Here is a 20235-nt window from a genome sequence, read left to right as displayed (position 1 = left end):
ACGGCGCGGAAAAAAGCCGCCTGCTCCATTTCATTCTGCAGATTCCCCTTACCGTCCCTCATCTGGTGGTGGCGGTTTCTTTTCTGTTTCTTCTCTCTCCATCGGGGATCATATCCAGACTCTGTTCTTTTTTCGGCCTGCTCGATTCTCCCTCATCATTTCCCCTGCTGATTAACGATGACTATAATTTTGGTATTCTCATGGTCTATATCTGGAAGGAAATACCCTTTATCACTTTCATGCTGCTGGCCGTCCTGACCAATACCGGTCCGGAACTGAATGAAGTGGGGGCAACCCTGAACGGTTCGCCGTTTCAGCGCTTTTATCATATCACCCTGCCCATACTCTGGCCGAGTCTCGGAGGAGCATCTCTCATTGTTTTCGCCTTTACCTTCGGGGCGTTTGAGGTACCTTACCTGCTGGGAAAAACCTATCCCGTCTCCCTGCCGGTATGGGGATATAAGCTGTACAGTGACATCGACCTGCTGGAAAGACCCGCAGGAATAGCCATCGGACTGATCATTGCGGCGCTGGTGGCCCTTCTCATCTGGCTTTCACAGCTCCTTATTCAATTCGGCCGGAGAAGGGGAATTCTGTCTTGAGGAAAACCGGCCTGCTGCTCTCCATTCTGATTCCGGTGGGATTTCCCTTCCTTCCTCTGCTGCTCTGGTCATTTGCAGAAAAATGGTTTTATCCGTCACTGATGCCCGAGCAGTTCGGCATGCGGGCCTGGCACTACGTATTCAACACGGCGGGCAGCCAGATCCTCGGCAGTCTCTCAACAAGCTTTTTCCTGGCCGTTGTCACAGCCGTTATTTCACTGGTCCTGGGGATCCCTGCGGGCAGAGCCCTTGCGCTCCATGATTTTCCGGGTAAAAAAACGGTGATGCTCTTTCTGCTCCTGCCGATTATCGTTCCTCCCCTGTCGGTTGCCATGGGGCTGCATCTCTGGTTTATCAAGATCAACCTCGCCGAATCTTTCTCCGGCGTGGTTCTCATCCATCTCACCTTCTGTCTGCCCTATACCATCTATGTTCTGCGGGGAATATTTTCAGATTATAACCCCGACTTTGAAGCCCAGGCGCAATCCCTGGGTGCGTCTCCCCGGACGATCCTATTCCGGGTCACTCTGCCTATGATTCTGCCGGGCATAGTTGTTGCCGCCCTTTTTTCTTTTCTGCTTTCCTGGTCCCAATACCTCAGCACCCTTATCATCGGCGGCGGTAAAATGCTGACTCTGCCGATCCTTCTCTTTTCTCTCATGGCCAGTGGAGACAGACCGGTTGCCGCGGCAGTCAGCCTTGTTTTTATTTTCCCCGCCCTGCTTGCCCTGACCGGCAGCGCCCACTATCTCGGCCGGGCAGGCCTGAAAGGAATCCGCTGATGGAACGACTCACATTAAGAGGGCTGACGATACAATACGGTTCTACCACTGTTATCAGGGATCTTCATCTTTCCATTCAAGACGGGGAACTGGTCTCCCTTCTCGGCCCAAGTGGGGCTGGAAAGACGACCATCCTGAAAACCATAGCCGGACTTCTGCCTCCGACTGACGGAAAAATTTATATTAACGACATATGTGTCAATCACCTTCCCGCCGAAAAACGCGATGCTGTCCTGATCTTCCAGAAACCACTTCTCTTTCCCTTTCTCAACGTAAGCCAGAACATTGGTTTTGGTCTGAAAATGAAGCATACGGACCGGAAAGCAGCCGGAACAAAAATTGAAAAAATCCTGAAAATCACCGGCCTGAACGGCCTGGAAACCAGGAAAATTCACCAGTTGTCCGGCGGCCAGCAGCAACGGGTTGCGCTTGCCAGGGGACTGGTCCTTGAACCGGCAATCCTCCTCCTTGATGAGCCCCTCAGCAATCTCGACCCGGAACTTCGCGGCCAGATGCGTGATCTTATCTGTTCCCTGCAGGCCCAGACAAAAACTACCATGCTCTTTGTCACCCATGACCAGTCGGAAGCCCTGTCAATCAGTGACCGGGTCTGTCTGCTCCTTGACGGGAAACTGAGACAGAGCGGAACACCCCGGGAACTTTTCTATCATCCAGCAGACCAGGATGTTGCCCGCTTTTTCGGCTGTAATAATATTCTGCCCTGCCACACCTTCCTGACAAAACATACTGGAAACGGGAGAAAAAGACTCTTTGCCATTCGACCGGAGGATATTGAGATCAGTGCAGACAGTCGGAAGCAGGATAGTCTCAGTAAATCATGGATTCAAGGGACAGTTGAAAAAATAAATTTTGAAGGACAACTGAGTAAAATTGATGTCTACACCTCGCCCGGATACAGACTGACCGTCCTCTGCACGAGGCCGTCCTTTCATCCCGGCCAGAATGTATACCTGAAATTCCCGGAAGAACGGATTCATTATTTTCAGGAAGTACCAGAAGAGAGCAGATGACAAAATTGACGGAAAATACAGACGATCCTTTTATCCATTACCAGCATCAGGTGGAACATTATCTCCGCACTGCTTCCCGGCAGAATACTCTCTCTGCAGAAGATTTCACCGTCCATCCTCTGGCAAGAGGAGAATACAACCTGAACTATCTGCTCAGGGGAAAAACTTCAAACCTGGTCTTCCGGGTCAATATGGGAACACAGATTAACCGGGACGACCAGATTCTCTATGAATTCAACACCCTGAAACTGTTAAAAGATTCCGGAGTGACCCCCATACCCGTTTTTGCAGACGACAGCAGAAAAATCATCGATCGGGGTATTCTAGTCATGGAATATTTGCCGGGGTGTCAGCTGGACTACCGCAGGGATATAAAAAAAAGTGCCCGCGTCTTCGCCGCCATCCACCAGATTATCCCACCCGACAAAAACCACCTCATACGAGAAACCCGCCCGCTGAGCGCGATTTTTGCAGAATGTCTGCACCTGGTTGAAAAGTATCTTTCTTCTGAACTGGCCGTCCCTGAGATCTGCAGATTACTGGAGAAAATAATTGCACAGGCGGAAAAAAAGAAAGGTGAAGAGCAGTATTTTATCGAAAACCCCTGGCTGACCATTGTCAACACTGAGGTTAACTCCGGGAACTTCATAGTCAACAGAAAAACGGCAACCACTCACCTCGTGGATTGGGAAATGGCACGTCTGGATGATCCATCCAGTGATCTCTGTCATTTTATCTCGCCCCTGACAACCCTCTGGAAGACCGGTTACCGCTTTACGGACAGGGATACCACAGTTTTTTTCAATGAATATAAAGAACATATCAAGTCAGAAAAGCTGCGAAAAAGCCTTCTTGAAAGGATAAGAATCAAGGCTCCTTTTGTCCTTCTCAGGGGAATATCCTGGTCCGCCATGGCCTGGGTCGGCTACCAGGGGGAATACAGCGGTATCCGAAATAAAGATACCTGGCAGACCCTGCAGCGCTACATGGATGAAGAATTTATCCGCACCCTCTTTTCCTCCTTCCTGAACTCCTGATTTCCCTGCCATGACAACCTGCAACCACCTTATCCTTTTTACCCGTTTCCCACGACCGGCTACCACAAAAACACGGCTGGCCCCCCTCCTTGGTGACAAGGGTGCGGCTGAACTGCAGCGCACAATGACTGAACAGACGGTGGCAGAAATGGTGCAGCTCAGAAAAGAATTCCCTGTTACTCTTTCAATCTGCTATGACGATGCACAGCAGAGTGAGATGAAAAAATGGCTTGGCGAAGATTTTATATTCCACCCCCAGGTCCCCGGAGATCTTGGTCTGAAAATGGCCCGGGCCTTCTCTGCGCTTTCCGGAACAGGCTGTAAACGTGCAGTGCTCGTGGGTAGTGATATTCCTGAAATCAATAAGGAAATTTTACAACAAGGTTTTGCCGTCCTGGAGGAGCATGACGTGGTTTTCGGACCAGTTACAGACGGTGGCTACTACCTGATCGGCCTCCGGACAGCCTCTCTGGAATACCTTGGAAAACTGCTGTTTTCCGATATTCCCTGGTCAACGGAAAATGTCCTGAAACTCTCCCTTGAAAGGATGCGACAGCACGGGTACAGCGTGTTTCTTCTTCCCGTTCTTCAGGACATCGACCGCCCCGAAGACGTTCTCCGCGCCAGAAGAAAAGGACTGCTGTAATGGAGACTATCTCAATTATCATCCCCACCCTCAACGAGGAAAAACATCTGCCGAAGACCCTGGCGGGACTTGCGGCTGTAAAAAACCTGGAGCTGATCGTTGTCGATGGCGGCAGTGAAGACAAAACACGGGAAACAGCAACCGACCTCGGAGCGAGGGTCATCCTCTCCTCACAGGGAAGAGGGCACCAGTTAAACCGTGGAATAGAAGTGTCCGGAGGTGAGCTGCTTCTCTTTCTCCATGGAGATAGTGTTCTTCCACATAATTTTCCTGATGCTGTCCGGAAAACCATGGAAAAAGGATATGCGGCCGGAGCATTTTCCCTGCATATCGACAGCCCGTCACGGCGGCTGGCCATGGTTGCGGCCTGCGCCAATCTCCGCTCCCGCTTTTTCAAAATGCCTTACGGGGACCAGGGAATTTTCACCTGCAGACAGAATATTGACAGAATCGGAGGTTTTCAGGAGGTACCCATTATGGAGGATTTTATTTTCATGCGATCCATCCGAAAACTGGGTAAAATACACATCTTGAAAGAAGCCGTGTCGACTTCATCCCGCCGCTGGGACAACATGGGGATTATCCGGACAACATGTATCAATCAGATAATTATTGCGGGCTACCGGTGCGGAGTACCCCTGCCGGTCCTTGCCAGAACCTACCAGCGACTGAAAGGAGTAACTCAATGTCATTGACTTTATCGATGGGCCCCATTCTGACTTCGTCCCTGGGACGGCTTGACTGTAAAAAAACAGGAAATCAACCATGATTCTCAGACCGGACCACATTAATATCGTTGTCTCCAATCTTCGGGAGGCAGAACAGTTTTTCCTGCAACTGGGCTTCAGGGAAATTGACAGGGCCCATCTCACGGGAGAGTGGATCAGCTCCATTGTCGGCCTGGAAAACGTTGAAGCAGACTATATCGCCCTGGAATTTCCAGGATCCTCAACACGACTCGAACTCATCCATTACGACTCTCCGGAATCAAACACAGCCCCCGATATCGGCCGGGCCAACAGCACCGGTTTTCGTCATCTGGCTTTCGCTGTTGACAATATAGAAGAAGAAGTCAGGAAACTGGAACAGAACGGAATCCGCTTTTTAAGCGATGTTCACGTTTACCAGAAATCCGGGAAAAAACTGGTTTATTTCCATGGCCCCGACAATATTCTCCTGGAACTCGCCGAATATCCCGAAAAATAACCGAAAGGTTGTAATCCGGCTCTTTATTTCCTGTTCATGACCGTCCGATAGACGGCCAGTGTTTTTTCTGCCGCATCCCGCCAGCGAAAATCCCGCACACGTTTTCTGCCCGCCTCAATCAGTTTACGCCGAAGCCCTTCATTTCGATCAAGCTCAAGCAGACCATGGGCTATGGCTTCAACATTTTCAGGATCCACAAGCAGAGAGCAGCCGCCGGAAATCTCCGCCGGAGCACCCCTGTTGGAAGTCAACACCGGTGTTCCACAGGCCATGGCTTCCAGTTGCGGCATACCAAACCCCTCGACCAGGGAGGGAAAAAGAAAAATCCGGGCCCGGTTATAGAGAGCCAGCAGTTGTTCATCGGTGACAGAATCCAGCAAAATGATTTTTTTCCCAGCCCTTTTCCCCGCCATCAACCGTCGCATTTTCCAGTCAAAACGACGAAAACGGTTCACCACCACAAGCCGGATATCCTCCCTTTCAGCAAAGGCTCCAAGAAATCCCTTTATCGCCCGTGCCTGATTTTTGTAGGGTGAGCCCTGGCCCACACAGAGCACAATTTCCCCTGTTTCTTTTTTTCCACCTGTTTCAATTTGCGACCAGAGAGGTGCCAGAAGAGTCTCCACTCTTTCCGGTTCAATTTCCCGGAAAAAAGACTCCATACCATGGTGAATAACACTGATACGGTTCGCGATCTCCGGTTTATACCTGACAATCTCCCTCACGGAAGCTTCAGAAATTGTAATGATATGATCCGCACGACACAGGGCCGTCCTGATGCCTTTTTGATAAAGTGTCCCAACCAGAACTCTCTCCGGCCAGAACCAGGCGCAGAGGTTCGGCTGTGTCAACCACATGATATCATGGAGGGTCACCACCGAAGGACAGGGCAGTTTCCCCGGCATCATGTTAAACGGGCTGTGAAAAAGATCCCGGTCGCTGAAATCAATCTTTGCAGCCAGCCGATAGAGAGTGGAAAAAGAATTGGCGGGATATTGACAGGAAACCTCGCGGATTCTCGTCTCCGATTCCGCGAAAATCGGCCGCCTGTTTTCCGCTGGAACCACCAGGAGCAACTCCAGGTCTTCATCAAGCTCCAGCATCCGACACAACAGTTGATAGGAATAGCGCCCGATCCCGCCGGCGGGCAGGACATCCGAAGCACTGGTGCGGATATAACGCGCATCAAAAACGATTCTCATCGGGTTTTCCGGCCTTTTCCGGACTCAAGTAACTGGTGAAAGATACGACAGAGTTGATCCCCATGGGCCTGCCATGAATACTTTGTCTCCGTAATTTTTCTTCCCTCACGCCCCAGATGAACGCGCAGCTCCCCGTCGGCTGCAAGCCGGCCCACCGCCTCTGCCAGCGCGACCGCGTCACCTGGTTTTACAAGAAGAGCATGTTTTCCATCCTCAAAGAGATACCGCATATTCTTACTGTCAAGGGTTATCGTCGATTTTCCTGCGGCGAGGGATTCAAAAACTTTCAACGGGTCAAAAAACATACCGTGCCTGTTGAGTTCCTTATGTTTTCCAGGATTATACGGGGCCACACAGATATCAACCGCGGCAAGGTAGTCCGGCACGGAATCGTAAGCCACCCTGCCGGTAAAAAGAAAACGGTGGTCGAGGGCTTTTTCCCGGACCAGCTTTTCAATCCGTCCTCTCGTCTGCCCGTCGCCCACGAGCAAAAATCTGAAATCCGCAACAGGTGGATTACGGTCGAGCAGAACAGCCGCCTCCACCAGGGTTTCAAGACCGTGCCATGGATAGAATGCTCCCATGTAACCGATCAGGAACTCCTTGCCATCTATTCCATGTCTTTGCCGAACATATGATCCGTTATTGTCGGGATGAAAGATCTCGATATTGGCACCCCAGCAGACCTTTTCCACCTTGTCCCCGTATTTTTCCGGCACCAGGTGCGGAGCTGTGGTAATAAGCCTGTCAGCCCACCTGTAGGTGACCGGTGCCGCACTTTTGTCAAGTACCATGGCCACCACAGGGATTCCCAGCCTTTTTCCCAGAATCGTGCCAAGCCCGAAAGCACTGAAACGCTCGTAAATCACATCCGGCCGAAAAGCTATGGCGTATTTCCAGGCGGTGGGAAAGTGGACAAGGGGCAGCAGGAAACGTAACGGCCCCGGCAACAGCCTCCCGCCAACTCCTGCAACGCCCTTGCCCGTGGATCCCCGTCGGGCCAGAAGCAGAACCTCATTCTCCCGGCGAAGAGCCCTGACAACTTCAGTGACATGGGTCGATCCGCCATGGGTGCCGGGAATCGGTATATTGGGTGCAACAAACAGAATTCGCAATCGGATTCTCCTTTTCAATACTCCACACAGTTGAATATAGACAAATTGTCTTCTCTAAAAAACACAAAATTTCTTTTCGCTATTTAGACCGGATAGGATATTATTCAGTATTCTGACTACGTACAGTATTCAGCCCGATCAACAGAAAACAATCTTTTTTTCGGAGGCCCGTAATGGAAAACAGACTTCTCGACTACTTTGCCCTTTGCATGTTGATAACTGTCGCGATTACCTTTCTCTATGCTATTATTTATATCCATGACATTCCTTTTGAAATAGCAAAGAAAAGAAATCATCCCCACCAGGATGCAATCCATACTGCCGGATGGGTCAGTCTTTTTCTCCTCCATACAATCTGGCCGTTCCTCTGGATCTGGGCGACACTCTACAACCCGAAAATAGGATGGGGATTACATTCCGGGGGAAAAACAGCAGACGATCCTTCTACCACGCCTGAACAGAAAGAAATAGAGTCACTGAAATCACGGATTTCAGCCCTGGAGAAGGCACTCAAACTGACAGAGGTGAACTGAACATGGAAACACTCTTACTTCTCTCCTACTTCACCTGCTGCTGGATAATATTTAAGCTGTTTAAAATTCCCGTCAATAAATGGTCAATAACCACCGTAGTGCTTGGTGCCATAATTATGATGGGAACACTTCTTGCGGGCATGGCCTATTTTCACCCCGCGTCCCAAAACGCAAGATCATATTTTATAACAACACCCATTGTCGCAAATATTCAGGGAAAAATCATTGAAGTACCTGTCAAACAGAACTCTCCCCTGCGGCAGGGAGACATACTGGTAAAAATCGATCCGACACCATTCCAGGGACGTGTGGATGATTTAAACGCACAACTGGACTTCGCCAGGACTAGACTGGCGCAATCAAAAGAACTTGTCAGGGTTGCAGGCGGAGCAAAATTCGATGTTGAGAAATATGAGAAAGAAGTCAAAAGTCTTGAAGCACAACTGATTAAAGCAAATTTTGACCTGGAAAACTGCGTAATCAAAGCACCTGGGACTGGTTTTGTCACCCATCTGCGGGCCCGCCCCGGCATGATGGCCGTTCCGTTTCCAATGTTCCCCGTAATGACCTTTGTCAATACCGATACACAGACCTTTATTGCCGGTTTTACCCAGCAGCCCATGCAGAACATCAAATCCGGCAACCATGCGGAGGTTATTTTCCCGGGTATTCCCGGCAGGGTGTTTCAAGCTCATGTAGTGAAAATCCTGGATGCTCTGGCCGAGGGGGAACTTGCTCCGGGAAGCAATATGCTTTCGCTCAGCAGACAGCTTCCCGAGGGACAGATTCCCGTAATAATACAGATTGACAGCAACATGGATGATTTTTTCGTACCCATGGGAAGTGATGCGGTTGTCGCCGTCTACAGCGAGAGGTGGCATCATGTGCAGATTATACGAAAAGTCCTGCTGCGTATGGAAAGCTGGCGGAACTTTCTCCACTTTCATTGATCGAGGTAATATGCAAAAAAAGACAATAAAAACAGTTTTTCTTTTTCCCATGCTGTGTTCCGGCCTGGTTTTCTACCTTTCAGGATGTTTCGGGCAAATTGCAACTCACACAAAAGCGGTCGCATCCATCAAGGGAGAAAATATACGGCAAAAAATACCCGACAGTTTTGCCGGCAGCACCGAAAGCGGTAAAATTAAAGACGACTGGCTGAAAAATTTTAAAGATCCCGAACTTGAAAAACTTGTAAACGAAGCCCTTGCGAAAAACCCCGGTCTGAAAATTTCCGAAGCCCGTGTTGACGAAGCAAACAGCCTTGTCAGACAGGCAGAAGCAAAGCTGAAGCCGACAGTCGGTCTTGCGGGTCGTTACCAGGAACGGCGTTCAGATGGACTTGACAATCTTGGCTCGGTGGGACTGGGAGTGTCGTGGGAAGCTGACGTCTGGGGCCGTATTCGTACCGGAGTAACAGCAAGCAAAGAAGCCGCTCTGGCCTCCGCCTCCGACTTCAAGTTTGCCCGGCAGTCTCTGGCTGCGGCAACCGCAAACGGCTGGTTTCTTGCTATTACAGCCAAACTCCAGAATAGATTTGCGCAGGAAGTTGTAAAGCTCCGCCGAAAAAATCTTGAGATCGCTGAAGCCAGGGAAAAAATCGGCCAGGGATCAAAGCTAGACACCCACCTTGCCAGGGGAAATGTAGCCAAAGCAGAAGAAGCCGCAAGAACTGCTCAATCGGCCTATGAAAATTTCTTGAGAAGCCTTGAACTGCTCCTGGGCCGCTACCCTTCTGCCGATCTTGCCACCGCAGACCGGCTGGTCGCAGTACCTCCGCCAATTCCGGCGGGAATTCCATCTGAAATACTGGAACGCAGGCCGGATCTCACGGCAGCAGAGCACATTGTCGCTGCCACTTTTCATCTGCAGAGAGAGGCTGAACTTCTTCATCTACCACGGTTTCGCTTTTCCCTTGGAATCGGTATCAATTCACTCACTGATGCAATTGCCGGACTTACAGCCGGTATTTTCGCTCCATTATATACGGGAGGAGCCATTGAGGGGCGGATTGATACTGCAACTGCCAACCAGAAAAAGGCCATTGCAGAATATGCCCAGACAGCCTTACGTGCCTTCAAAGAAGTGGAAGAACTCCTTGCTGCGGAAAATCACCTGATGAAGCGGGAAGAATATCTGCAGATCGAGGTCAATGAAAACAAAAAAGCCAATGCCCTGATGGTCAAACAGTATGAAATAGGGAAGATTCCGTTTCTGGACGTCCTGACCGTCCAGGAAAAATGGATTGAGTCCCGGATTGCCAGGTTGGATATAGCCGGAAAACGCCTTGTCAACAGGGTCAAGCTCCACCTCGCCCTTGGTGGGAGTTTTGAACAGGAAAAATAACACTGAATCCCCTGACAGACAACCAGCCGACGTGTCAATGCAAACAGATAACCGGCATGGCCGGATGCTATGGCTCAACCATTTATGCCCAGTGGGTACAAAAAGCCTATGAAGAACCCGCCTGCGACAGTACAACTTTCAGTCGCTGATTTTCAGATAAAAATGGGGGGGGGAGGGAATCCATCATCAGGTTGCCTTGTAGATTAGACCTTTGGCTCGATGGCCTGCGGCTTTAAGCACATAGTTGAGCTATGTAACATAAGCCGCAGGCGGGATGGCGCGAAAAAGGACAAGCAAGATACATCAGAGCAGTGTTGACGGGACACTAGGTTGTGCCTGTCCATAGTTGGTCTTTTTGCCCGATATCTGCGTTGCCAGAATAATTTTATCCTCGGAGGTAAGCGTAGACTCCGATATCAATTATATGCCTGCTGTAAAATTTCCCGTGCGCCTTGATCTCGAACAAAAGTCCTCATTTCTGGACAGACACTAACTCAGAAGGTATACACAGCACTCAAAGACAGCATACCTGAGGAATGATCAATTCCGGCAGCATCACCATCTACTTTTGTCACCGCTCCGGTTGTAAGGTTGGTTATGGTCGTTTCCCCTTTCATCTCATCGTATCGTTGAAAATGGTAGGACACCAGCAGGGAAAGTTGATCGGTGAAATGATACGCCCCCGACAGATCAATCGCGAACATGTTGCCGGAATCAAAATCCTCTTCAAAGACAAGGTTTCTCAGGTGATGCTGATCCTTATCCTCGGCAGTGACAAAGGTACTGCCGATAATTCTGCCGCTGAATGTGATCGGTGTTTCGCTGAGATCGGATTTGAAACCGAGACCTACATATGGAGTATAAAATTTCTGTTCATAAGTAATGACATTCTGCCCGTCAGGAAAACTGCCTGAAACTCCCCAGTAAACATAATCGCCACCAAAGGATTCCCATTCCCAGTTATCGTATTTAAAACCGGCAATACCGAAAAACTTTGTGCCCATAACTTTATAAAAGGTCATTTCAGCATTGATATCAAACATCAATCCGGTGGTAAGATCCGTATCCGGATGATTTGACCAGTGAGTATATTCCGGTCTGTCGAGGAACCAGTCATAATCATTCATTTCCCCGTCACCGTCATTGACCCGGAACCAGATGTCAGCGTTGAAATTCAACCAGGACAGGGGGGAAAGCGAACCACCAAAACCAAGCATATAGACATTGTCGATCTCCCAGTTCAGTTCACTCATCTTCCGCCCCGTAGCAGGATCATAGACCAGTTCATTGGAATCACCATGTATCCATCCCAGCGACATTCTGCCGCTGACAACAACTACATTCTGATTGATCTGGATAGTTGTCTTTTTCTCTACTTTTTTGTCCATTCCCGCGGGTTGTACAGCCACACCGGCTGCCTGCACATTTCCAGCCACCGGAAGAAGGGCCCCGCAGAAAAACAGAAACGCCGGTAAAACACATTTTTTCCCTTTCAATGTCATCTTTAACCTCTGTCAATAATAAATAATAAGTAACTGCTCACAGGGTCAAAACTCTGTGATTTTATTACCTCTGAACTGTAACGGCAGACAAACCGCCAAATAAAATGGAGGTTGCAATAAAAATCATAACAAACCGATGTATATATTATGCATAAGAAACAGAAAAAATCAAAGGAAATTTCTTATACTTACCTATAATGTCGTTTAAGACAGGTCAATCACCCCTGCATAATCCTTCCATCGGCCTCCCTGGAAAACAAATAGAGATCACCGGGTGAAAACTCAGCCCAGCAGGTTTCAGCCTCCACAGCGGAATCTTCAGCCAGGGTAACTACGATTGATTCCTCCCCTATGCGGCTGTAAAGCAGTTCTCCGGCACCAAGTTTTTCCACCAGCTCTATTTTCAGTTTAATGCGCCCATCTTTTTCTTCAGAAAACAGCCTGATTTTTTCCGGCCTGATACCGATAACCACCTCGCCTTCCACCGGAAGCTGCCGATCGGGCAGGACAAGACGGGTTTTATCAAGAAATTCAATTTCTTCTTTCCCCACAACCCTTGCCTGAAGAAAATTCATGGGGGGAGAACCTATGAAACCGGCCACAAACCTTGAAGCCGGATTATGGTAAATCTCGTCAGGGGTGCCGATCTGCTCAATATTGCCGTCATTCATGACCACAATCCTGTCGGCCAGGGTCATGGCTTCCACCTGATCATGGGTCACATAAATCATGGTTGTTCCCAACCCTCTGTGCAGTTTTTTCAGTTCAACCCGCATCTGGTGACGCAATTTGGCATCCAGATTGGAAAGGGGTTCATCAAAAAGAAAAACAGCCGGTTTGCGGACAAGTGCCCTGCCCATGGCCACGCGCTGGCGCTGGCCTCCGGAAAGCTGACGCGGCTTTCGTTTTAAAAACTCCGTCAACTGAAGAAGAGAAGCCGCTTCATCCACCCTCTTTTTGATCTCATCCTTTCCCAGCTTTTGGAGTTTAAGTCCATAGGCCATGTTATTAAACACGGTCATATGAGGATAAAGGGCATAATTCTGAAAAACCATGGCAATCTCACGATCCTTCGGCTCAACGTTATTGACAACACGATCCCCGATTGTAACGGTTCCACCGCTCACCTCTTCGAGTCCCGCGATCATCCTCAATACCGTCGACTTCCCGCAGCCGGAAGGCCCCACGATAACAATAAACTGGCCATCTTCAAAGACACCGTTTATCCGGTGAATCACTTCCGTCTTATCAAAAACCTTGACAACATTTTCAAGTATTACTCGAGCCACGCTACTTCTCCGTTTCCGTCAAACCTTTAATAAATAGTTTCTGCATTCCCACCACAACCACAATCGGCGGCAGCATGGCAAGCAGGGTGGTCATCATGATCAGATGCCATTCCGGCGCCTCTTCCGCGGCTTCAAGCATCTGCTTTATCCCCATGACAATGGTATACATATCCTTGTCGGTGGTTATCAGCAGGGGCCAGAGATACTGGTTCCAGCCGTAGATAAAAAGAATCACAAAAAGAGCTGCAATATTGGTTCGGGAAATGGGGAGCAGGATATCCCAGAAGAAACGCATGGGCCCGGCTCCATCAATCCGCGCGGCCTCAAGCAGCTCGTCAGGCACCGTAAGAAACGCCTGGCGAAACATGAAGGTTGCCGTAGCAGAGGCAATCAACGGTATGGTCAATCCCCAGTATGAATTGAGCATGTGAAGATTGGCCACAACTTCAAATGTTGGCAGAATACGTACTTCCACAGGCAGCATAAGAGTGATGAAAATCAGCCAGAAAAATGTCATCCGCAGGGGAAATTTAAAATAGACAATGGCAAAGGCCGACAGGAGAGAAATGGCTATCTTCCCGCAGGCGATCATCATCGCCATCACCAGCGAATTGATCAGCATCAGCCCCACTGACTGCTCCCTGGCATTACCAACTCCCCTGACCAGGGCATCACGAAGATTGTCGAAAAAATGGGTTCCCGGCAGAAGAGGCAGGGGAACCTGAGTCATGCGGACAGCATCATGGCTGGCCGCAACAAAAGTGATCCAGATGGGAAAAGCTACCAGCAAAACACCAATGATCAGAACCAGGTGACTTACCACCGTCGTTACGGGACGCTGCTCAATCATGATCAGTACTCCACCTTGCGTTCAATATAACGGAACTGAATGACGGTAAGGCCAATCACGATAACCATAAGAATTACAGACTGGGCCGCGGAACCGCCCAGGTCAAGACCTATAAAACCGTCGTTATAAACTTTGTAGACAAGAATCTCCGTTGCCTTTCCAGGTCCGCCCTTGGTCACCGCATGCACGATACCAAATGTATCAAAAAAAGCATAAATAATGTTCATGACCAGGAGGAAAAAGGTTGTCGGGGAAATAAGAGGAAAAATAATGGTCCAGAAACGCCTTGCCGGACCGGCGCCATCAATAGCCGCCGCTTCAATCAGGGAGCGGGGAATAGCCTGCATACCAGCAAAGAAAAACAGAAAATTATAGCTGATCTGTTTCCAGGCGGCGGCAACCACAATCAGGGCCATGGCATGACTGCCGTAGAGACGATGATTCCATTCGAAATTGAAAAAATCGAGCATATAGGCAACAACCCCGATAGTGGGATCAAACATGAACATCCACAGGGCACCGGCCACTGCAGGTGCCACGGCATATGGCCAGATAAGAAGCGTTCTGTACACCGATGCGGCCTTGATCACCCTATCAGCCATGGCCGCAAGAATCAGGGAGATGGACAGGGAGGAAAAAGCGACCATGAACGAAAAATAGATGGTGCGCCTGAAGGCCTGCATATAATAAGCATCACTGAAAAGTTCTTTGAAGTTATCAAACCAGACAAAATCAGTACTGAGACCAAAGGCATCCTGGACAAGAAGGCTCTGGTAGACGGCCTGGCTTGCCGGCCAGATAAAAAAGACAAGAGTGATGATCAGCTGAGGTGCCACCAGGATATATGGCAGCGGAGACGGTTTAAAATGGACTCTTTTTATCATATTTTAATGACCCTGAATAGATGAGCCTTTGATGGCAATGCCGTCCATTATTTCATGATTTCTGAATTACGTACGAAACCCGGCCTGCACCCGCAACCTTGTCTGCGGGCCGTGCCTGCAGGGAATTTTGAAAATACAGTCAGGCCGGGTCCAATGAATAAATAAAAACCTGCCGTCTATTTATTCGCCTTCTCGAATTTTCTCAACAGTTTATTGCCACGCATGACCGCATCATCCATGGCCTGGTCTGCTGTTTTGGTTCCATTCCAGATGGTCTCCATCTCCTCATTGATAATATCACGCACCTGGACAAAATTACCAAAACGAATACCACGGGAGTTGGGCGTCGGTTGATTGAGACTCAACTGTTTGATAGCTGTATCCGTCCCCGGATTTTTCTCGTAGAAACCCTGCTTCCTACTCAATTCATAAGCGGCTTTCGTTATGGGAACATACCCTGTTTCCTGGTGCCACCAGGCCTGAACATCGGGAGAAGAAAGATAACTGAGGAACTGAGCCACACCTTTATAGGAACCCTGTTTATGACCGCGGAGAACCCATAAAGTTGCACCGCCGATTATTGAATTCTGGGGTTTATCAATAATGTCCGGATAATAGGGCAGCATGGCCTGACCGAATTCAAATTTTGCCTGCTTCTTGATACCACCATAGTATGCGGAAGAATTCAACCACATGGCACATTCACCGTTGGTGAACATGGGCAGACTGTCACCCCTGCGTCCCCCATACTGAAAGATGGAGCTTTTCTGCCACCGGCTCACATCGTTCATTACTCTTTTTACATGCTTATTATTAAAGGTGAATTCAGTATCAAGCCCGGCAAAGCCATTTTCCCTGGTTCCCAGCGGAATATTGTGCCAGGCGCTGAAGTTCTCGAGCATGACCCACGACTGCCAGCCAAAGGAAAAACCACATTTATAACCGGCATCAAGTACTTTCCGGGAAGCCGCTTCCATTTCCGGCCAGGTTCTGGGAACATCCTTTACTCCGGCTTTTGCAAGTGCATCCTTGTTATACCAGAGAACCGGCGTGGAACTGTTGAACGGCATGGAAAGGAGTTTTCCCTCGGAAGTCTGGTAATAACTGATAACCGCCGGCAGATAATCTGACTTGTCAAAGGGAACACCGGCATCTTTCATCACATCTTCCACCGGATAGACAGCACCCTTTGCAGCCATCATCGTCGCTGTGCCAACCTCAAACACCTGAACAATATGGGGTTGCTGTTTTGCCCTGAATGCCGCAATTGCGGCTGTCATGGTTTCCGTGTAATTTCCCTTGTAGACCGGTACAATCTTATAGTCAGACTGGGTCGCGTTAAAATCATCGGCAATTTTGTTCACCCGCTCACCGTTTACCCCACCCATGGCATGCCACCATTGGATTTCAGTTGCGGCAAAACTGACCGTTGCCTGGGCTACCGTAAACGTTGCAGTTGCAGCAACAGCTCCTAAAAACACTCTCAGATTTGTCATGGTACATTCTCCTGGATAATTTTAATTTATTGAAACGTTACTATGACCGTACAACCTGGATATTTGCATTTTATTAGAAAAATTGCAAAGTTTTGTTACAACTCCCTGCAATCTTAATCTGAAAACCTTCGGCTGAGACCTTTTTCACAAATAATCCGCCCAAAATCTCCTTCAACGACCGTTGACAATATTCAGTTCTCCATTCTGCAAAGCAACAACGGAATCGGCTATCCGCCTCACCTGGTCATGATAATGGGACACCACCAGAACCGTACATTGATCTTTCAGCTGTATCAGAAGCTCTTCAATCAACCCTGCAGCATCGGAATCCAGTGATGAAGTGGGCTCATCAAGCAGGATCACTTCCGGTTGCAGCACCAGAGCCCTGGCAATACAGAGTCGCTGCTGCTGCCCCCCTGAAAGTTGCAGGGCAGATGTGGTGAGCCGGTCGTTGACTTCTCTCCAGAGCCCCACCTTCCGCAGGTATTTTTCCACAATGTAGTGTTCCTTTTCCCTGTTGTTTTTTCCTGCCAGTTTAAGCGGAAATACAATATTTTCATAGATACTCATCGGCAGAGGATTGGGTGCCTGAAAAACCATGCCGACCTTCCTGCGCAACGAAGTTACCTCGTACTGTTTCTGATAAATATCATCAAAACGATTATTAAATTGTATCTCGACTTTCCCCTGTAGCCTGCAGGCCGGAATCGATTCCCACAACCGGTTGAGGGTAAGAAGAAACGTGGATTTTCCTGAACCGGACGGACCGACAATGGCTGTAATACGATTTTCGATAAAATCCATCGAAGCATTGTTTAGAATCATTCGGTTGTTGTAGGAAAATGAAACATTCCTTGTTTTTATTTTAATTGACTTCACCATATTGTTTTCCCAGAAACCATACAACTGACAGATATTTCACCCTGATCGGGTCCTTCAAAATCTACATGATCAGGAAAACGGGGCAGATCAAAACAACAAATTCCGTTGAACCCTTCTCCTGATGACAAAAGACAAGCTGAAAAAAACAAGACAGGTCAAGAGAAGAATGATTGCAGCCCCGTATCCGGTGGCCAGCTCCTCCCTGTCTGTATATTGTGATGAAATATAATAAATATAAAATGGAAGTGCTTCGTAATGGGACAGCAGTGACCGGGGCACACCGGCTGATGCCACCGCACCTGTGAGCATAATGACTGCGGTATCTTCAGCGCAACGGCCTACCGCCAACACAACCCCGCTGATGATTCCCGGCAATGCCGCAGGAAGCAATACATGAACAATGTTCTGCAGTCTGTCTGCCCCCAGGGAAAGGGCGGTCATTCGCAGGGAAAGGGGAAGAGCTTCAAAAGATGACTGGGTTGTGCGAATAATATAAGGAAGAACAAGAAAGGCCAGGGCAATACTCGAAATAAAGAGACAGGGCCGTATATGGCCATTAAAATTTTTATTGAGGAAAATTGTCACCGAAAACCCGAAAAGACCGATGACAATAGAGGGCAGACCGGCCATGATATCAATCAGGAAATCAAGAATTCTGCGAATTGACCCATGGGCGTATTCAGCCAGATAAATCCCGGCTGCAATACCCACCGGAACCGCCCAGCAGACAGAAAGAAAAACCAGGAAAAAGGTTCCCAGTAAAGCGGGAAACAGACCGTCGAAAACCTGTCGCCTGAAGAAAAGAGCATCCAGAGGAGGTGTCGTACCAAAAAGAAGTTCCGGCGTCAAACTCTGGAACCCGTTCACAAACAGATAGCCCAGTACAAAGAAAATGGCAGAAAGCAGAACAATACCGCATATCCAGGAAAACAACCTGATTGCTTTTCCCCTGAACTGTGCCATTAATACACACCTGTTTTACGGTAATTGCTCACAGGTACCCCAGCTTTTCACGGTCTCTTTTGTCCGCATAGGTAGGCTATAGCAAACAAAAGAGCCTGCGAAAATCTGCGGCACCTGTGAGCAATCACAGTTCAAAGCTAATAAAATCATAAAGTTACTGTCCCTATGATCAGTTACGTTTTACGTCTCTTTGCGATATAACGGACTATCATCACGAGCAATGTGTTGAAAATATAGAGCAGAATACCGCAGGAAAAAATGGCCTTGAATTCCATACTGTCATAATCTGCGGCAAAGACCAGGGCAATATGCGACGTAAGTGTCCTGGCGGAATCAAATATGGAATGGGGAACCCGGATTGCATTGCCGGCCAGCATCAACGCAATTAAAGTATCACCTAATGCCCTGCCAAGTGACAGAACAACCCCCGTCATCATTCCCGGCCACGAATGGGGCAGGACAACGTACAGAAATTTCTGCATCTCTGTCCCGCCCACTGCCAGAACAGCATCTCCATAGGAGCGTGGAACCCTTGCAAAGGCATCACAGAATAAAAGGATCATGGTGGGCGACACAAGAAGTGCCAGCATGATTGACGCGGTAAACAGACAGAACCCCGAACCGGCTTTGAAGAGTTCCCGCACCAGGGGAACCAATAAAAAAATACCGACAAAACCATAAATAACGGTGGGAATGGAGGTCATCATTTCCACCGTTCCACGAAGCAGTCGGCTGATTTTATACCTGCTCTCCACATGGATCAGCATGGCACAACCAAAACTCAAAGGAAAGGCGAGTACCATGCTCAACACTGAAATAATCAACGTACCTGTCGCCATGGGATAAACACCGAACTGACCGGAATATGGGGCCCATGGATGTACGACTATAGAAAAAAAACTCCCCCCCGAAAAAAGCGGCAGGGCCAGAACGATCAAAAACGCAAAAATAGAAAAAGTTGTTAAACCACTGAAAAAAGCGGCAAGAAAAAACAATTTCTCAATGATTCTCCCACGTTTCCGGATCATTTCACCGGAACAAAACCCTTTTGGGCCACTATTTCCTGGCCTTCGCGGGAAAACAGGTAATCAATAAAGGTTTTGGTCAATCCGGTCGGCTCCCCCCTGGTATTGCTGAAAAGTCCTCTGGCAATGGGGAATTTACCTGATTTCACATTTTGCAGGTTCGGCTCAACACCATTAATGGCAACCGGGGCAACCGAATCATCCATATAACCGACGGAAACATATCCGACGCCATACGGGTCCTGGGAAACAGCAGCCTTCATCGCCCCGTTTGAGACAACAAAATCAGCATCCTGCGATATAGTGCCTTTATTAAGAGCCTTTTTCCAAAAGACCGCGCGAGTACCACTTGCCAAGTCCCTGGTATAAAGATTGATCTTACGATTTTCTCCACCCACATCTTTCCAGGATACAATCCTTCCAGCAAAAATATCCTGCACCTGCTCTTCACTCAAAGACCTCACCCGGTTGGCCGGGTTCACAATAATGCCGACACCGTCAATCCCCCATTTGAACAACTTCAGACCATAACGTTCGATTTCCTCTTTTCCGGGCTTTCTGCCGGAATTCCCGATATCCACCAATCCTTCCCCCACTTGCTTGATACCGACACCAGAGCCGCCGCCGGCGACACTGATCCTGATATCCGGGTATAACCGCATGATACGGGATGCGGCCTCTTTCATCACGGGAATGTGAGCCGTTCCTCCGGCGATATTGATTTCACCCCGCTGCCCTCTGAACATATCCAGATCAGCCGCGTAACTTCCGCCATTGACAATAAAAACCAACGCAATCACATAGAGAACAAAAAATAATTTTCCTTTCATGTCATATCCTTCTG

The 20235-nt window shown here is 48.7% G+C and carries 21 protein-coding genes; 10 read left to right on the top strand and 11 right to left on the bottom strand.

Features of this window, described 5'->3' with window-relative positions; genetic code table 11:
• The 7 genes from ACXLDX_RS09860 to ACXLDX_RS09830 all read left to right on the top strand — a co-directional run.
• Positions 1 to 602: ABC transporter permease (locus ACXLDX_RS09860; protein WP_457577010.1), on the top strand; the 602-nt coding region annotated here is incomplete at its 5' end.
• Positions 599 to 1384 carry an ABC transporter permease gene (locus tag ACXLDX_RS09855; RefSeq protein WP_457577009.1) on the top strand — a complete coding sequence of 262 codons (786 nt, stop codon included), beginning with the start codon at positions 599 to 601 and terminating at the stop codon, positions 1382 to 1384. The genes ACXLDX_RS09860 and ACXLDX_RS09855, both read left to right, overlap by 4 nt.
• The gene (locus ACXLDX_RS09850) at positions 1384 to 2415 is read left to right on the top strand and encodes an ABC transporter ATP-binding protein (RefSeq protein WP_457577008.1); all 1032 of its coding nucleotides are present in this window, start codon (positions 1384 to 1386) and stop codon (positions 2413 to 2415) included. Before ACXLDX_RS09855 ends, ACXLDX_RS09850 begins: the two co-directional genes overlap by 1 nt.
• The gene (locus tag ACXLDX_RS09845) at positions 2412 to 3452 is read left to right on the top strand and encodes an aminoglycoside phosphotransferase family protein (protein ID WP_457577007.1); all 1041 of its coding nucleotides are present in this window, start codon (positions 2412 to 2414) and stop codon (positions 3450 to 3452) included. Before ACXLDX_RS09850 ends, ACXLDX_RS09845 begins: the two co-directional genes overlap by 4 nt.
• Before the next feature lie 10 nt (positions 3453 to 3462).
• Complete coding sequence (locus ACXLDX_RS09840; RefSeq protein ID WP_457577006.1) at positions 3463 to 4098, top strand: TIGR04282 family arsenosugar biosynthesis glycosyltransferase; 636 nt, start codon at positions 3463 to 3465, stop codon at positions 4096 to 4098.
• Positions 4098 to 4793, top strand: coding sequence for a TIGR04283 family arsenosugar biosynthesis glycosyltransferase (locus tag ACXLDX_RS09835; RefSeq protein ID WP_457577005.1), 696 nt, complete (start codon positions 4098 to 4100; stop codon positions 4791 to 4793). The genes ACXLDX_RS09840 and ACXLDX_RS09835 overlap by 1 nt, the downstream gene beginning before the upstream one ends.
• 70 nt (positions 4794 to 4863) lie before the next feature.
• The gene (locus tag ACXLDX_RS09830; RefSeq protein WP_457577004.1) at positions 4864 to 5304 is read left to right on the top strand and encodes a VOC family protein; all 441 of its coding nucleotides are present in this window, start codon (positions 4864 to 4866) and stop codon (positions 5302 to 5304) included.
• A 23-nt stretch (positions 5305 to 5327) separates the two neighbouring features.
• Here ACXLDX_RS09830 and ACXLDX_RS09825 read toward each other — a convergent pair whose 3' ends face one another.
• Positions 5328 to 6506, bottom strand: coding sequence for a glycosyltransferase family 4 protein (locus ACXLDX_RS09825; RefSeq protein ID WP_457577003.1), 1179 nt, complete (start codon positions 6504 to 6506; stop codon positions 5328 to 5330).
• The gene (locus tag ACXLDX_RS09820) at positions 6503 to 7621 is read right to left on the bottom strand and encodes a glycosyltransferase family 4 protein (RefSeq protein WP_457577002.1); all 1119 of its coding nucleotides are present in this window, start codon (positions 7619 to 7621) and stop codon (positions 6503 to 6505) included. Before ACXLDX_RS09820 ends, ACXLDX_RS09825 begins: the two co-directional genes overlap by 4 nt.
• A gap of 173 nt (positions 7622 to 7794) precedes the next feature.
• Between ACXLDX_RS09820 and ACXLDX_RS09815 the strand changes: the two genes are divergently transcribed.
• Genes ACXLDX_RS09815 through ACXLDX_RS09805 form a run of 3 tightly spaced genes read left to right on the top strand, consistent with a single transcriptional unit; the run spans position 7795 to position 10500 of the window.
• On the top strand, positions 7795 to 8154 hold the full coding sequence (locus ACXLDX_RS09815) for a DUF3302 domain-containing protein (protein WP_457577001.1): 360 nt from the start codon (positions 7795 to 7797) through the stop codon (positions 8152 to 8154).
• A gap of 2 nt (positions 8155 to 8156) precedes the next feature.
• On the top strand, positions 8157 to 9104 hold the full coding sequence (locus ACXLDX_RS09810) for an HlyD family secretion protein (protein WP_457577000.1): 948 nt from the start codon (positions 8157 to 8159) through the stop codon (positions 9102 to 9104).
• 10 nt (positions 9105 to 9114) lie between these two features.
• The gene (locus tag ACXLDX_RS09805) at positions 9115 to 10500 is read left to right on the top strand and encodes a TolC family protein (RefSeq protein ID WP_457576999.1); all 1386 of its coding nucleotides are present in this window, start codon (positions 9115 to 9117) and stop codon (positions 10498 to 10500) included.
• A gap of 494 nt (positions 10501 to 10994) precedes the next feature.
• On the opposite strand, the gene ACXLDX_RS09800 is transcribed toward ACXLDX_RS09805, so the two are convergent.
• From ACXLDX_RS09800 to ACXLDX_RS09760, 9 genes are all read right to left on the bottom strand, one after another.
• A complete protein-coding gene (locus ACXLDX_RS09800) occupies positions 10995 to 12002 on the bottom strand; it encodes an omptin family outer membrane protease (protein ID WP_457576998.1) in 1008 nt (335 codons plus the stop codon).
• 218 nt (positions 12003 to 12220) lie between these two features.
• Positions 12221 to 13291, bottom strand: coding sequence for an ABC transporter ATP-binding protein (locus ACXLDX_RS09795; RefSeq protein ID WP_457576997.1), 1071 nt, complete (start codon positions 13289 to 13291; stop codon positions 12221 to 12223).
• A gap of 1 nt (position 13292) precedes the next feature.
• Positions 13293 to 14141, bottom strand: a complete 849-nt coding sequence (gene ugpE, locus ACXLDX_RS09790; RefSeq protein WP_228854419.1) for a sn-glycerol-3-phosphate ABC transporter permease UgpE — start codon at positions 14139 to 14141, stop codon at positions 13293 to 13295.
• Between the two features lie 2 nt (positions 14142 to 14143).
• Positions 14144 to 15025 (bottom strand): sn-glycerol-3-phosphate ABC transporter permease UgpA, encoded by an 882-nt coding sequence (ugpA, locus tag ACXLDX_RS09785; RefSeq protein WP_457576996.1) that lies wholly within the window; start codon positions 15023 to 15025, stop codon positions 14144 to 14146.
• Positions 15026 to 15201: 176 nt separating this feature from the next.
• The gene (gene ugpB / locus ACXLDX_RS09780; protein ID WP_457576995.1) at positions 15202 to 16521 is read right to left on the bottom strand and encodes a sn-glycerol-3-phosphate ABC transporter substrate-binding protein UgpB; all 1320 of its coding nucleotides are present in this window, start codon (positions 16519 to 16521) and stop codon (positions 15202 to 15204) included.
• Positions 16522 to 16692: 171 nt separating this feature from the next.
• Entirely contained in the window at positions 16693 to 17403 is a 711-nt protein-coding gene (locus ACXLDX_RS09775) for a phosphate ABC transporter ATP-binding protein (protein ID WP_457576994.1), read from the bottom strand.
• Positions 17404 to 17490: 87 nt separating this feature from the next.
• Positions 17491 to 18366: a phosphate ABC transporter permease PstA gene (gene pstA, locus ACXLDX_RS09770; RefSeq protein ID WP_457576993.1), complete on the bottom strand. Its 876-nt coding sequence runs from the start codon at positions 18364 to 18366 to the stop codon at positions 17491 to 17493.
• Between the two features lie 173 nt (positions 18367 to 18539).
• Positions 18540 to 19394 carry a phosphate ABC transporter permease subunit PstC gene (gene pstC, locus ACXLDX_RS09765; RefSeq protein WP_457576992.1) on the bottom strand — a complete coding sequence of 285 codons (855 nt, stop codon included), beginning with the start codon at positions 19392 to 19394 and terminating at the stop codon, positions 18540 to 18542.
• Positions 19391 to 20221 carry a phosphate ABC transporter substrate-binding protein gene (locus tag ACXLDX_RS09760; RefSeq protein ID WP_457577011.1) on the bottom strand — a complete coding sequence of 277 codons (831 nt, stop codon included), beginning with the start codon at positions 20219 to 20221 and terminating at the stop codon, positions 19391 to 19393. The genes pstC and ACXLDX_RS09760 overlap by 4 nt, the downstream gene beginning before the upstream one ends.
• Positions 20222 to 20235 lie beyond the last annotated feature (14 nt).

This window comes from Desulfomarina sp. (genome assembly GCF_054039375.1).
The sequence above is the reverse complement of the archived record's forward strand: the minus strand, read 5'-3'. Positions and strand labels throughout refer to the sequence as shown.